The following is a 15,155-nucleotide window of genomic DNA, read 5'->3' on the forward strand; positions in this document are numbered from 1 at the left end:
TTCTTTTGATGATTTGGTTGTGGTGACTTAATTATATCAAAGATGGACGATTCTTTTTTATATTTTCTGTAAAGAAATAGGTTGCCCAAAAGTAGCTATTCAGCTACTTTTGGGACAACCTCTTTTACATAACTTTCAAATATGTCCCAAATAAAAGATCGTTTGTTAGTAGTGCTCCGTAAAAATAGGGATATAGAATGGTTTATTCAATCCCGTTTGAATCATAAGAATACTGCTGCTTATTTTCAATCCGTTCAATTACGTCTTGCAACTCGTCTGGCTTCAGAAACTCAATTGGAGAGAAGCCTTTCTCAAATGTAAGTGTATCAGCCTCAATCATTAATACGTATCGGTCATTTACCTTTGCGATATGTATTTGATCCCCGAAATCAGCAAGTAGGGCCTTTACAGAGATATGGTCTGCTTTTAGCTTTAATTCCACTTCAGGCGCATGCTCGACGATTTGAGCGGTAGCCTCCATTACTTCTTCGGTTGAAAATTGTTCCATAATTTCACGTTTCGGACTGGCAGCCCATACTTCCATTGCTTGGTCGAATTGTTCGCGTTCTTCCGTACCTTCTTCAAATACATCTTCAATTTGGTCGTATACCATGTCCATTACTTGTGTTTTCATAATTTCAGGCATAGAGCGTTCGTATTCGACGAATTTTAAGAAGTCTTCAAAGTAACGGGCGTGTGATGCTTGGTGAATTTTTAGCTCGCCCACTTCGACCATACCTTCTTCGGGCATGTACGGATATTGGATAGATTTCATATTTTTTGTTGTGATGGCCATCTCAACGTTACGAATTAGTGTGGATTCATCGGAAATAGAAGCGACTTTTGGCTCGAAGTCACATTTCATAACGAAGACGAATGGATCATCAAAGTATTTGCGTAGTTTTGCTTGCGCAATTAAAAATACACCACCGCGCACAGCACTTGTGTCAAGATATGTATAAACGAGAGGTTCGCTCATATCTTTGAAGTTTTCCTTCGTTTCTGCAAAGCGGATGCGATTAAATAAGTTGTAATGAGGATTTGAATCAAGTTCGTGCCCTTCTTCTACAATAAAGCGACCGATCTTTGTCGGAGCTTGTTCTGTTTTCGCATGACGTTCTACTTTTCGCTTTGAAATCTTTAATAATTCTCCATTCAAAAATTCTTTTAAGGAGCTATCTTCATACTCTTCAGCGTCTAATGTTTGAAAATGTTTGTAGCGTTTATCAACAGCGTCACCTTTTCCTTCTACTTGTACAACATAAAAGGAAAGATAATTTATTTCAAAATCCATATTTATCACCTTGTTTCATTTCATTCACTCTTATCAGTATAGAGATGGAAAAAACTTTCGTCAATTTATATAAGGAAGGGGAAGCCCCCTTCCTTCATATATTTTTTATTTCCGAAATTAAAATCCGTCTTCTAATGCTGAAAATGGAATGTTCAGTCTGTTTTCTACTGTACGTAAACGTTGGTTTAAGCGGTTTAATCTACGTGTATGACGTTCAACCGTGTTTTCTAATTGACGTACTCTTTGTTCAAGCTCATTTACTCGTCTTTCTAATTGACGGTTTCCAGCACCAGGAAAAGAGATTGGAAGTTGGAATTGTCGATTTTGATCATATGGATTAACTTGTTCTACTGGATCTATATATTGTTGGTATTGTGCTTGTAAATCATATTGAGGTTGATAACCAGTTTGGTTATATGGATCGTATGGATTGTAGGGGTACATAAAAACATCCTCCATTTCTTTAAAATAGGTTAATTCACCATAATGTATGTGTAAAAGCGGAGTGTGGCACGGCAAATACCTATTTATGTTCACAGGATGTTTTTTTTATAAATACGAATATGGAGTTTTACATTTGTATTTCGTTCGTTTTATGGTATATACTGGATAATAGGTAGGGGTTACGTAAAGGTTACAATTCTATCAAACTCAAACTTTTATGTAAATATATATAGACATTTGGAAAAGAAAAGAGTAATTTATATAGAGTAAAAAATAACTTGTAACAATTTATAAATATATTGTAAAATGATTGTAACAAAACATACATAAAAATGAAATAATACATAAGAGTAGTATTGGGGAAAAGGGGAGAGTATATTGTTCCGTAAAGTAAAGGGTATATTAGTTGGGGTTTTATGTGTAGCTGTAGTGAGTGGCTGTGGTACAAAAGTAAGTGATGTTGCATTAGTAAGTGATATTGGTGGCCACACGGTAGAGGCTAAAGCAGAAGTACAGGATTCTATTAGTTTAGTAGATGGTCGTACAGGTACGGAAGTGAAAAAGCTAGATTTGTCGAGTCTAGGTTATTTTGAAGATGAAGCGAAATTTAAAAAATCAGTTGAGAAGGTTGCTAGGGAAGTTGGAAAAAATGTTGACAAAAAGATGGTCCCTTCACGTCTAGGACCTGATGGAAGTTGGCAAGAAGGAAAACCTTCTTATGAATTAATGGAAAAAGAATTAGTAAATAAATTATTAAACGTAGGTATGTGGGATTCTTCCTATCAATTACCTATTGTTGAGAAAAAACCTACCGCTACATTAAGTGATGCGCAAGGAAGTGGTACGGTAATTGGTAGATATGAAACGAATTTAGGTGGCTCAACAGGTGGACGTATTGAAAATATTCGTTTGTCAGCAGCGAGTATAAATGGAGTTGTATTAGCGAAAGGGGACAGTTTCTCTTTCAATGCATTAATTGGTGATACAACACCGGATAAAGGATATCAATTAGGAAAAGAAATTGTAGATGGTAAGTTAGTAGATGGATATGGCGGTGGCGTTTGTCAAACATCATCAACATTATACAATGCAGCAGATCAAGCTGGTTTGAAAATGGTAGAGAGAACAACACATTCTAAAACGGTAGGTTACGTTCCACAAGGAAGAGATGCTACAATTGCATATCCATACTTAGATTTAGTGTTTGAAAACACGAATGATGCACCTGTGAAACTTTATATGGGCATTCAGGGCGGAAAGTTAGTTGCTGAAGTACATAAAATGCGATAAGAATAATAATCTATAAAAAATCCATTATTTCTATTAGCAATAGAAATAATGGATTTTTCTGTGCAGTTTATCCAGTATTAGTGATACATTTCAAGACTAGGTGAATGTGAGGAACAAGATGGTTGGGAATTTATCGAATTTAATTCTTGGTTTTCCTATTGACATTATATGTGATTAACTGTATTCTTCATAATAACAACTAAATAAATGGAAAAATTTATTAGTTTTCTTATCAAGAGAGATGGAGGGACTGGCCCGATGAAATCTCAGCAACAGGCTAAACAAGTACTGTGCTAATTCCAGCAAACGTATGAAGCGTTTGGAAGATGAGGGGAAATGGATTAACATTCAACTCTTCTTATATGTGTAAGAAGAGTTTTTTATTTAGAGAGGGGGGATAGAGTGAAGTTTGATGTAACGTATTTTTTAGAAAGTTTTCCGCAATTATTTAAGTATGTATACATAACTTTAGGAATTACTGTAGTTTCAATGATTATTTCTTTTGTTATAGGGATAGGCTTGGCGATCATAATGAAAAACAAAACGAAATTTCTATATTCTATTGCAAGAGTATATATATCTTTCTTTAGAGGAACACCTTTATTAGTTCAATTGTTCGTATTGTATTTCGGATTGCCACAAATATTCCCAACCTTTACAGTACTTACAGCGATGCAAGCGACTTTAATTGGTCTCAGTTTAAATAATGCAGCGTATTTGTCAGAAATTATTCGGGGTTCATTAAATGCTGTGGAATCAGGACAAATGGATGCTTGTTTATCAGTTGGAATGACAAAGGCGCAAGCTATGCGACAGATTATCTTTCCACAAGCTATTCGTGTTGCAGTACCGTCACTTGGAAATAATTTTGTTGGATTGTTAAAAGAATCTTCGTTATCTTTTGCACTTGGGGTGGCTGAAATTTTAGCGCAAGCGAAAATGTTAGCGGCACAATCGTATCGTTATATGGAAAGTTACTTAGCGGTAGCGATTGTATATTGGATTATTACAATTGTAATTAGCTGGGGACAGAAAAAGTTAGAAAAGAAACTGGATGCACCATACTTGTAACAGAAATGAGGTGATATGTGTGATTGAGGCAAGAGATTTGTATAAGTCTTACAAACAAAATGAAGTACTAAAAGGAATCTCACTTACTGTCGGTAAAGGGGAGGTAGTAGTCATTATTGGACCTTCTGGTTCAGGTAAATCGACACTATTAAGATGTTTAAATTTATTAGAACAACCAGGGGATGGAAGTATTAGAATTGAAGATTTAGAGATTCATGCGAAGAAGCTTTATAAAAAGGAAATAATAAAATTACGCCAAAAAACAGCAATGGTTTTTCAAAACTATAATTTATTTAAAAATAAAACAGCATTGCAAAATATTACAACGCCATTAACAGTTGTACAGAAAAAAAGTGAAGAAGAAGCAAAAAGAATAGGAAGAGAAATATTAAAACAAGTAGATTTAGCTGAAAAAGAAAATTTCTACCCAACGATGTTATCAGGTGGGCAACAACAAAGAATAGGTATTGCTAGGGCAATGGCTTTAAATCCCGCTGTATTATTGTTTGATGAACCGACTTCTGCACTTGATCCAGAATTAGTGAACGAGGTATTGCAAGTCATTAAGGATTTGGCAAGGCAGCATATAACGATGGTTATTGTTACACATGAAATGAATTTTGCAAAAGAAGTAGCGGATCGTATTATATTTATGGCTGATGGCATTATTGTAGAGCAGGGAACGACAGAAGAAATTTTTCGGAATCCACAAAATGAGCGTACGAAAAAGTTTTTGCGACAATTGAATGCTTCAGAAGAAGGCAATCATTTCGTTATTTAGGAGGGAAAATTATGAGGAAATCATCATTATTACTAACATTGGCATTAACAGTATCGGTTGGGCTATTATCTGCTTGTGGTTCAGATACAGCGAGCAAAAAAACAGATGAAAAAGTAGTGAAAGTTGGGACGTCTGCAGGTCGTAGTCCATTTATTTTTAAAGAGGGTGAGCAAGTAAAAGGTTTTGATGCTGAAATTATTGAAGCGGCTGCTAAAAAAGCTGGATATAAAGTTGAATGGAACGTTTCTGATTTTGAAGGATTATTCGGTTTATTAGATTCAGGTCGTATTGATACGATTGCAAATGAATTATCGGTTTCTCCGGAAAGAAAAAAGAAATATGACTTTTCAATTCCATATGTATATTCAGGATCTGTTTTCGCGGTGAAGAAAGATAATAATACAATTAAATCGTTAGAAGATCTAAAAGGAAAGACTGTAGGTGTGGGGCTTGGTACAGCTGGGGAACAAGAATTAAAAGCTTTAAATAAAAATAATGCTTTTACAATTAAAACGTTCTCAGAGGATCCAACAGCAGAATTGAACGAAGTAGGACTTGGCCGTGTAGATGCTTACTATAATGATAAAGTGCAAGTAGAAACAACAATTAAAAAAGCGGACTTAGATAATGTGAAAGTAGGATTTGGTCCACTTAAATGGGGAGAGATTGCATTTCCATTTGCAAAAAAGAGCGAAAAGTTAGAAGATATAAATAAATCGTTAAAAGAATTAGAACAAGATGGCACATTAAGCGAAATATCAAAAAAATGGCTGAAAGTTGATGCTACGAAAAAACAAAATTAAGTTATGTTCGTTGAATGTGGCTATTGTCCATCAATTTATATAAAAATAAAAGAGAGTTGGAGAGGAAGTTATTCATGGTACAAATTCATCCGAAAACACGTATTGGTCATGTTGAATTTAAGGTGATAGATTTAGAACGTCAAATTGCCTTTTATGAGAATGTTGTAGGCTTAGAAGTAATTAAGCAAGAGGGGAATAAAGCATATTTATCTGGAAAAGGTGGAAAGAATACATTACTTGTTCTTGAAAAGTTAGAGGACGGGGTACTGCAAGAGCCGCGTACGACTGGTATATATCATGTATCCTTTTTGGTTCCGACTCGTGAGGCTTTTGCGTCGGCATTATTTGGTGTGATTCGTAATAAGAATGTAATTGATAGTCCAGCTGAGCAAGAGGGGCGTTATACATATTCAAATGAAATTTTACCAATTTCAAGGTTTAATAGTGCGAGTGATCATACGTATAGCGAAGCGTTTTATTTACAAGACTTAGAGGGAAATGGTATTGAAATATATGCGGATCGTCCGCGCGATCAATGGGGAGAAGGGCCAGGAGGAAGTACCCCGCTTGATTTAAAAGAACTAGCAACGCTTGTTGATTATGAATTTGATGGATTACCTGCTAATACTGTCGTTGGACACGTACATTTACGAATAGCTGATGTAGAGAAGTCACACGAGTTTTATGTAGAGACAGTAGGGTTTGAAGTGCAACAACGCGAAGATGACTGCTTATTCATTTCTGCAGGAGGATATCATCACCATATAGGTGCAAATACGTGGAACGGAGTAAATAATCCGCACCCACCGGCATATGCAACTGGATTAAAGGTGTATACGATAGTACTGCCGCATGAAGAAGCGTTAGATGAAGTGAAAGAAAGATTAATAGAAAAACAACATGGAATAAATGAGATTTTAACTGGATTTACTGTAGTAGACCCGAGTGGTATTACAGTACAGTTTGAAATAGAAACAGCATAAAAGAAGTCGGAAGATATATAATTACCTTCCGATTTCTTTTTGATACGTAATCCAGGTAGCACAAGGATTGAAAGGAACGGATTTTAATATCTCCATTGCATATATACTTGTTGAATCGAATTCACCTTGAATGAAAGAATAGACGTGTTTATTTGCATACATAAATTGTTCGAAAACGAGCAGTTTCAGTAAGGATAAATCGTCTTTCGTGTGAGTTCCGCACCATCCTAGTTCTACCGTATTATCCTTTTCTGATGTATGGAGGAAAGAGTATGCCATAATTTGATGCTCTTCATCTATAATGAGAAAGCTCCCATCTAGTAGTACGTCATCAGCTAAAATCATCTCTTGCCAAGTTTGTAGTGGGAATGAGGCAACGGGATTTGCTAGGTGGGTTTGCTCATAATTTTCTTTTACTAAGTAGGCTAGTTTTTCTAATAAATTATTATTTGATACGATGTTCGATAAAGTTTGTACATGATAATTTGAATTAGGGACTATATCGATAGAAACTATTTTTTGTAAGTCTAATATCGGCATATATGTTCTTCGGATTTCCGTAAAATTGTGTTCTTTAAAAAATGTTTTTAAATGAGCTGATGTTTCCCATATAGAGGTTTGTAATGGGAGTTTAAAGTTTTCTCGCTTTTGAATCTCGTTTAATAAAAATTCTTCAATGTGTAGCTCTGCATAGAAAGGATTCGTATATATTCGAAAGTATGTGCAGTATGGATGGAAGTTACTGCCCCAGGTGAAAAAGATGCCTACTACATCTTTTTTATAGTAGGCAACATACGCACATTTTGTTTTATTATCTCGTAATAAGTGAAATACGTACGATTCTTCATTGTATAAATCAATAAGTTGTTTTACTTGTAGCTCATTATTTTTACTATACTTCTCTATAACAAGATTATTTTCATTGGAGGACTTCATCATAGCTCAATCCAAAAACGTCTTACTACATTCCCATCTTCCTCAATGAAATCCTCATCACGAAGCCCGCCGTTATGTAAAATTGTTTTTTCTGAAGCAGTATTTACTTCATCGCAAACGATCAGTGCTTTTGTGATGTTTAATTGCTTCGCTTTTTCCAGTGATAATGCTAGTAATTTCGTAGCGTAACCTTTTCTTCTTTCAGAAGGGCGAATGCCATAACCGATATGACCGCCAGCGTTAAATAAATGTTCGGTTAAACTATGACGTATATTAACAGCTCCTACGATCCTATTATGATCTGTAACGAGCCAATACGTAGAATCTGGTACCCAAGAGTCAGGAAGATTTATTCTATTATGTGCATCGAGTAATTCTTGTACCATAGCGGGGAAGTTAGAAGGATCCTTTGTAATAACCCACGGAATCATCGTTTCACCGCTATCTTTCCATTCGTTATAAAAATCTAAGTATTCTTCTTGTAAATCGGTAGTAGGTGTAAGTAAAGAGACGTTCATTGTTAATAAGCTCCTTTATTTATGTAGTATGCATAAAAAAATTACGACACAAAATGAAAACGTTTTCTTGATTTTCTCAACATCATTTCATTCGACTTTAGTTTTTAAAGAAAATGAGTGGAGGTTTAAATCTATTGATTGTTTATTTTATGTTAATATTTAAAATATTAACATAAAACGGCCTAGGTATTAAGTGTATTTTAGTAAAATTCCTTCATATCGATAAATGGATGTGTGTGATAATTTTTATTTTATCTATCTATAATGAATGAAAGGGGGAAGGGCTCGTGAGTGTAAATATTGATTTCATTATACGAATCGGTGTTGCTGGTTTGTTAGGAGCAATAATCGGTATTGAAAGGGAAATTCGATCAAAAGAAGCGGGCTTAAAAACACATTTCCTGGTAGCGGTAGGAAGTGCTTTAATAATGGTCGTTTCGAAATATGCTTTTTCAGATATTATGAATGAAGATCATATGGCACTAGATCCGAGTCGTATTGCAGCGCAAGTTGTTAGTGGAGTAGGTTTTTTAGGTGCAGGTACAATTATTATTCAAAAGCAGGCGGTGAAAGGATTAACGACAGCAGCTGGTTTATGGGCTACAGCAGGAATTGGATTAGCAATTGGTGCTGGTATGTATGTAGTAGGAATTGGAGCGACGATTCTCGTTTTAATTGGTTTAGAGATTGTAAGTCGTATTTTTAAGGTGCAATTTTTATTTCCGCAAAATATAATGGTGCAAATGTGTATAAATAAACGTGAAGCAGTACAACAAATATTAGAAACACTTCATATGAAAGGCATTCCAATACTTTCATATGAAGTGGAAGCTTCACAGCAAGGGATAGAAACTGTTTATAAGGTAGGGATTCAACTGAAAAACATATCGTCAGAAGAAAAGAATGAGTTTATTCAGCATATGCAAACATTACCAGAAGTTACATTCATAAAGTTAAAATCATAGTTTTGAAAACGAGGATAGATGTAGCGGGAATTTCGCTATTATCTATCTTTTTTTGATATAAAACGCACATAAAGTCAAGTGTTAATTTTGCATGGTATGGATACATGTGTGAACGTTACCTTATTTTTTCTCAATACAGTATAAAAAGTAAAAATAGTAAAATAATGGTGCGGTACACTAAAAAATGTAAGGTAGGGGAGAGCATGAAAGGCTATTCAAAAAAAGTGTTAGTAGGGGTAAGTTTTGCTAGTTTAATATTAGGGAGTTTTCAAGGGGACGCATTGGCAGAAGGTACAAAGGGAGAGCAAGTTTCATATCGGAATGTGCTCAAAATGGAGCCGATTGGTTTACAATTACCAGTGCAAGAATTAGCTCATTCATCAAAAGTGTTGGAAAATAAGTCTTTTGAGAAAAGGCTACAATTTGCTGATTTGTCACAAAGACCGCCTGAAGTGAAAAAGGAAAGTAAGCAATTAGCTGTAGCGAAAACGTATACAATTGCTGAATTAAATCAATTGAGCAATCAGCAGTTAGTGGACTTACTTGTAACAATTGATTGGGAGCAAATTACTGGGCTATTTCAGTTTAATAAGGATAGTCTTGCATTCTATCAAAATGATAGTAGAATGCAGGTAATTATTGATAAATTGAACCAGCAAGGACAAGCTTATACGAAAGATGATTCAAAAGGGATTGAGACTTTAGTAGAGGTGTTACGATCTGGTTTTTATTTAGGATTTTATCATACAGAACTAAGTAAACTAAATGAGCGAAGCTATCATGATAAATGCTTACCTGCACTAAAAACGATTGCGAATAACCCGAATTTTAAACTCGGTACGTTAGAACAAAATAGAGTTGTCTCATCATATGGAAAATTAATTGGAAATGCTTCAAGTGATGTGGAAACGATCACATCAGCTGCGAAGATTTTTAAACAATATAATGATAATTTTTCTACATTGGTAGATAATCTTTCAGCTGGAAATGCGATTTACGATATTATGCAAGGTGTTGATTACGATATTCAATCATATTTGTACGATACGAGAAAAGCACCGAAAGATACAGTATGGTATCAAAAAATTGATAGCTATATTAATGAATTAAGTCGTTTTGCTTTAATTGGAACGGTGACAGAGAAGAATGGTTGGCTTATTAATAATGGTATTTATTATACAGGTAGACTTGGTACGTTCCATAGTACAGGGACGAAAGGGTTGCAAGTTGTAACAGATGCCATGAAAATCTATCCGTATTTAGGTGAGCAATATTTCGTAGCTGCTGAGCAAATTGCGACGAATTATGGCGGGAAAGATGCGAATGGTAAAGTGGTTGATCTAGATCAAATAAGAGAAGATGGTAAGAAAAAATATTTACCGAAAACGTATACGTTCGATGATGGAGCAATTGTGTTAAAAGCTGGAGATAAGGTGACTGAGGAAAAAGTAAAACGTCTATATTGGGCGGCAAAAGAAGTGAAGGCACAATTCCATCGTACGGTTGAAAGTGACCAGCCGTTAGAAAAAGGCAATCCTGATGATGTATTAACGATGGTTATTTATAATAGCCCAGCTGAATATCAATTTAACCGTCAATTATACGGGTATGAAACGAATAACGGCGGTCTTTATATAGAAGGAACAGGTACGTTCTTTACTTATGAACGTACGCCAGAAGAAAGCATTTATAGTTTGGAAGAATTGTTCCGACATGAGTTCACGCATTATTTACAAGGTAGATATGAAGTACCAGGACTTTGGGGACAAGGGAAGATGTATGAGAATGAGAGATTATCTTGGTTTGAAGAAGGGAATGCGGAGTTTTTTGCAGGTGCAACGAGAACAGATAATGTTGTACCGAGAAAGAGCATTATAGGAGGAATATCTTCAAATCCAGCAGACCGTTATACGGCAGAGAGAACGTTAAATGCAAAGTATGGGACGTGGGATTTCTATAATTATTCCTTCGCTTTACAATCGTACATGTACAATAAGAGATATGATATGTTTGACAAAATTCATGATCTTATTAGAAAAAATGATGTAACAGCATATGATGCATACCGCTCTGCTTTAAGTAAAGATGCGAATTTAAATAAAGAGTATCAAGACTATATGCAAATGTTAGTAGATAACCGTGAGAAATATAATGTTCCATTAGTATCAGATGATTATTTAGCGACGCACGCACCGAAACCAGTTTCAGATATTGCAGCAGAAATTACAGCAGAAGCAAAATTAAGTAATGTATCGGTTAAGAAAAACAAATCACAGTTCTTTCATACATTTACACTACAAGGAACATATACAGGTACGACTGCAAAAGGAGAATATGAAGACTGGAAATCAATTACACAAAACGTAAATGATACGTTAAAACGTTTAAGTGCAAAAGAATGGACAGGCTATAAAACAGTAACAGCGTACTTCGTGAATTATCGTGTGAATGCATCAGGACAATTTGAGTATGATGTTGTATTCCATGGTATTAATACAGAAGAAGGCGCTGTGAATAAAGCGCCAGTTGCAGTTATAAATGGTCCCTATAGTGGAAATGTAAATGAAGCAATTGCGTTTAAAAGCGATGGCTCAAAAGATGAAGATGGGAAAATTCTTTCTTATAAATGGGAGTTTGGCGATGGTACGGTAAGTAATGAACAAAATCCGACTCACGTGTATACAAAAGAAGGAACGTATACAGCGAAATTAACAGTAACAGATGACAAAGGGTTAACGAATACTGTTACAACGAATGTAACGGTTCAAACGAAAGAAGATAATAGAATAGAAAAAGAACCGAATAATTCATTCCAGACAGCAAATAAACTGCAATTCAATCAAGTTTTACGTGCTAGTTTAGGAAATGGTGATACGAGTGATTTCTTTGAAATAAATGTGGAAACAGCGAAAAACCTGCAAATTAATGTAACGAAGGAAAATAATATCGGAGTAAATTGGGTTCTTTATTCGGAAGCAGATTTAAATAATTATGTTACGTATGCACAGCAAGAGGGGAATAAGTTAGTAGGAAGTTATTACACGTATCCAGGAAAGTATTATTTACATGTGTATCAGTATGGCGGGGGAACAGGGAATTATACAGTAGAAGTGAAATAGTAAAAGAGAAATAGTCTTTCAATGAATGGAAATCAATTTAAGCTTATATTTAGTAATGCAGGTAACGATATCAGTTACAAAAATAAATACTGGAGTATCGTTATGAATATCAAAAAAATTATACTTTAAATGAAAAAATAACTGTAAGGAAGTATCTAATGATATGAAGAAATCAAGTAGTAAGAGAGCTTATCTTGAAGTTAAGCAGATCTAATCAGTAAATGAGGTACAATCTATAAATTATTATTTCATAGAGATGTGAGCAAAGTAATAAAATTCAAGTATGTTTGATTTAATTAAAGGACCAAAGTTTATCCGTAAAAATAGATAAACTTTGATCCTTATTACTTTTAATTCATTCGCGAAATCAAGATGACTAATGAGTCGAGTAGCGGGATTTTTTAAATTTATTTAATAAGTTAAGTAGTGAAAATTTTATCATTTAAATCATTCCGTCATATTAGCAGGGGATACTAATAGAAAAACGTGTCCCTTTACCTAATTCACTCTCTATCTCTATATCTCCGTTTAATTCTTTAATAATGCTATAAGCAATCATAGTGCCAAGTCCAGTCCCTTTTTCTGTTGTTGAATAGAATGGCAAGGCAATTCGTTTTATTTGTTGAGAGGACATTCCAATCCCTGAATCAATAATATCGATTATAATATTCCCTTTTATTTTCTGTATATTTATTTGTAATACGCCACCATTTATCATGGCTTCAATTCCGTTTTGTATGATGTTGTTTAGACAGATTCTGAATTTTTCGGGGTCTCCATTTATATAAAAGGAATCTGTACTATTTTGTTTTATTTCAACTTTATATGATAGAGCGAGTGGTGAAATAGTGTCTTTCACTTGATTTAAAATATGATTAATATCTATTTTCTCATTTAGGGTGTTCTGTGGTTTTGTTAAGGATAAATAGTTATTAATAGTGGATTGTATTTGCTGCATTTCAATTAACATGATTTCTAAGTACTGATTCTGAGGTAGCTTAGAGGCATGTTTTTCATTTAACAATTGAGTGAATCCATGTACTGTGGTTAGTGGATTATGAATTTCGTGTGCAATGGACGCGGCTAGTTCGCTAGCTATATAAAATTTTTCAGCCCGTTGCAGCTTTTCTTTCATTTTATATTTCTCAATCATTCCCTCTATTAAATAAACTGATAATAATACTGTGAAAATATTAATGATTATATAATTTAATAAAAATTCTATGAGAGTAGAGTCTATTTTACCACCTGTATTTATTTGAGTTACAAAACCGCAGATAGAAAGTGAAGTTGTACATACTAAAATAAGAAGCAAGCTTAATAATAGTTTTTTTTCTTTAACATACTTAGGTAATACGTAACGAAAGAACATTGTTATAACAGAAATAATAGTAAAGATAATAAATGATGGAAGAACGCCATTTCCGCCTAAGTAAAATCGATAAGAAAGATATAAAATTCCTATAAAAACAATGTTTTTTGTATTTCCGTATAGAAAAACTAATATGATAGGAATAAAACGTAAATCATAAATAAATCCAGCATGTAAATGAAAAGGAAACGTCATGCAAAAAATAATAGCAACGGAGGAAAGGATAGAAATCAATATATGATTACATGTTATTTTTTCTTTAAATTCTAACCAAAATACATGGTAGCTAAGGATACAAATTATTATTATAAAGGTATTTAATAAAAGAGTAGAAATTCCCATAGTTTTGCATCTCCGATAGTTTGTATATAGGATTATGTATGAGTTAAACCTAGAGGTTTAGTATCAGTAGACTTTCTATCTAAAATAGGAAGAGCACTTGAAAAAGCACTATTATATTACTCGTATTAAAATTGATAAGGAAGTTAGAAGAAATAATAGATAAAAAATCTACTTAGATATTTATATATAAAACTAGAACTTGATTTTTGTATAGGTGAAATTTGGATTGGGTTACTGATAAAAATATTTTTTAAATTGTGAATATTCTGTGAAGATGATATATGTGGTGACTTCTGTTTTGTAGCCTTCGTTATATTAACATGGAATATATCAAATTACAAAGTGAAAATTTCAAAATTTTTTATTAGTATATTTTATCTGAAAAGGAAACACTATTTATTTGAGTGTCTTGGTATTTAATTGTATGAATTCTTGTGGGAAAAAGACTTTGAAATTTACATGTTCTTTTTTATGAAGCATAATACTGTAGACTTATCTATGTCAGTTTCTTAATAACCATTAAGGTATAAATTTAAGATATATAGGTTTAAAGATATGAATTATTACATAAAAACGCACTTACAAAAGAATGTATGATGGTAATAGAATACAAACATCAAGGGGGAACTTAAAATGAAGTTTAATAAACTAGTGCTTGGTTGTGGAGTCATTTCAGCATTAACACTTGGTGTGTTAGGAAATAATACTTATGCTGAAGAAGTAAACAAAATGAATGATACAATTCATTTTGTTGAACATATTCCTACAGACATATTATTAACTCAAACAATGGATTATAGTGGAGAGGCTATAACTTCTTTTGTATATAGTGGGAGTGAAAATTTAAGCTTCTTTATGAAAAATAATGGTCAAAATACAATGGGATATAGTGTAAAAGGTCCAAATATGGAGCTAATTGTTGGTGGTTATATAAAACCTGGAGAACAACAAATTAATGTTACAAATGTACGGAATGCTCTATCTCCATTACCAATTGGAACGTATAGTATTTACGTTTCAAATGATGATGGTTCTAAGGGACAATTCCAAGTTGCAGTAAGATCTATGAATTAAATTTAAAACGCCTTTTTTATAAGTTAATTTAGTCTTTACTTACTGGAAAGAAACTATATTGAAATGAGAATTACACATAAAAGTAAAAACGAGGATGTCGATTTTGAGAATCTTAAAGTGAAGGTGACTTGAAATTCAGTTAAATTACATAAGAAACTAGAAA

General features: G+C 33.7%; 13 protein-coding genes and 1 riboswitch. Of the genes, 8 read left to right on the top strand and 5 right to left on the bottom strand.

All coding sequences use genetic code 11. From position 1 onward, the window contains the following. Positions 1-202 precede the first annotated feature (202 nt). A complete protein-coding gene (locus FH036_RS00005) occupies positions 203-1,294 on the bottom strand; it encodes a DUF3900 domain-containing protein (RefSeq protein ID WP_139895108.1) in 1,092 nt (363 codons plus the stop codon). Positions 1,295-1,411: 117 nt separating this feature from the next. Then, the gene (locus FH036_RS00010; protein ID WP_139895109.1) at positions 1,412-1,753 is read right to left on the bottom strand and encodes a hypothetical protein; all 342 of its coding nucleotides are present in this window, start codon (positions 1,751-1,753) and stop codon (positions 1,412-1,414) included. Between the two features lie 363 nt (positions 1,754-2,116). Between FH036_RS00010 and FH036_RS00015 the strand changes: the two genes are divergently transcribed. The 5 genes from FH036_RS00015 (at position 2,117) to FH036_RS00035 (ending at position 6,666) form a co-directional block, all read left to right on the top strand. Continuing rightward, entirely contained in the window at positions 2,117-3,028 is a 912-nt protein-coding gene (locus tag FH036_RS00015; protein ID WP_000488987.1) for a VanW family protein, read from the top strand. A gap of 226 nt (positions 3,029-3,254) precedes the next feature. Beyond that, positions 3,255-3,361: riboswitch (SAM riboswitch) on the top strand. Between the two features lie 69 nt (positions 3,362-3,430). Then, complete coding sequence (locus tag FH036_RS00020; protein WP_139895110.1) at positions 3,431-4,099, top strand: amino acid ABC transporter permease; 669 nt, start codon at positions 3,431-3,433, stop codon at positions 4,097-4,099. 19 nt (positions 4,100-4,118) lie between these two features. Beyond that, the gene (locus tag FH036_RS00025; RefSeq protein ID WP_180358366.1) at positions 4,119-4,880 is read left to right on the top strand and encodes an amino acid ABC transporter ATP-binding protein; all 762 of its coding nucleotides are present in this window, start codon (positions 4,119-4,121) and stop codon (positions 4,878-4,880) included. A gap of 11 nt (positions 4,881-4,891) precedes the next feature. Continuing rightward, positions 4,892-5,683: an amino acid ABC transporter substrate-binding protein gene (locus FH036_RS00030; protein ID WP_139895112.1), complete on the top strand. Its 792-nt coding sequence runs from the start codon at positions 4,892-4,894 to the stop codon at positions 5,681-5,683. 74 nt (positions 5,684-5,757) lie between these two features. Beyond that, the gene (locus FH036_RS00035) at positions 5,758-6,666 is read left to right on the top strand and encodes a VOC family protein (protein WP_139895113.1); all 909 of its coding nucleotides are present in this window, start codon (positions 5,758-5,760) and stop codon (positions 6,664-6,666) included. Between the two features lie 21 nt (positions 6,667-6,687). Here the strand turns inward: FH036_RS00035 and FH036_RS00040 are convergent, their stop codons facing one another. Next, the gene (locus FH036_RS00040) at positions 6,688-7,605 is read right to left on the bottom strand and encodes a GNAT family acetyltransferase (protein WP_139895114.1); all 918 of its coding nucleotides are present in this window, start codon (positions 7,603-7,605) and stop codon (positions 6,688-6,690) included. Continuing rightward, on the bottom strand, positions 7,602-8,120 hold the full coding sequence (locus FH036_RS00045) for a GNAT family N-acetyltransferase (RefSeq protein WP_139895115.1): 519 nt from the start codon (positions 8,118-8,120) through the stop codon (positions 7,602-7,604). Before FH036_RS00045 ends, FH036_RS00040 begins: the two co-directional genes overlap by 4 nt. 287 nt (positions 8,121-8,407) lie before the next feature. Between FH036_RS00045 and FH036_RS00050 the strand changes: the two genes are divergently transcribed. Continuing rightward, the gene (locus tag FH036_RS00050) at positions 8,408-9,085 is read left to right on the top strand and encodes an MgtC/SapB family protein (protein ID WP_139895116.1); all 678 of its coding nucleotides are present in this window, start codon (positions 8,408-8,410) and stop codon (positions 9,083-9,085) included. Between the two features lie 203 nt (positions 9,086-9,288). Next, complete coding sequence (colA, locus tag FH036_RS00055; RefSeq protein ID WP_139895117.1) at positions 9,289-12,204, top strand: collagenase ColA; 2,916 nt, start codon at positions 9,289-9,291, stop codon at positions 12,202-12,204. A gap of 460 nt (positions 12,205-12,664) precedes the next feature. On the opposite strand, the gene FH036_RS00060 is transcribed toward colA, so the two are convergent. Further along, entirely contained in the window at positions 12,665-13,918 is a 1,254-nt protein-coding gene (locus tag FH036_RS00060; protein WP_061402630.1) for an ATP-binding protein, read from the bottom strand. Positions 13,919-14,551: 633 nt separating this feature from the next. Here FH036_RS00060 and FH036_RS00065 point away from each other — a divergent pair. Then, complete coding sequence (locus tag FH036_RS00065; protein WP_000671235.1) at positions 14,552-14,992, top strand: hypothetical protein; 441 nt, start codon at positions 14,552-14,554, stop codon at positions 14,990-14,992. The last annotated feature ends 163 nt before the right edge of the window (positions 14,993-15,155 follow it).

The sequence above is a fragment of the Bacillus sp. CD3-5 genome (assembly GCF_006349665.1).
Taxonomy (GTDB): Bacteria; Bacillota; Bacilli; order Bacillales; family Bacillaceae_G; genus Bacillus_A; species Bacillus_A paranthracis.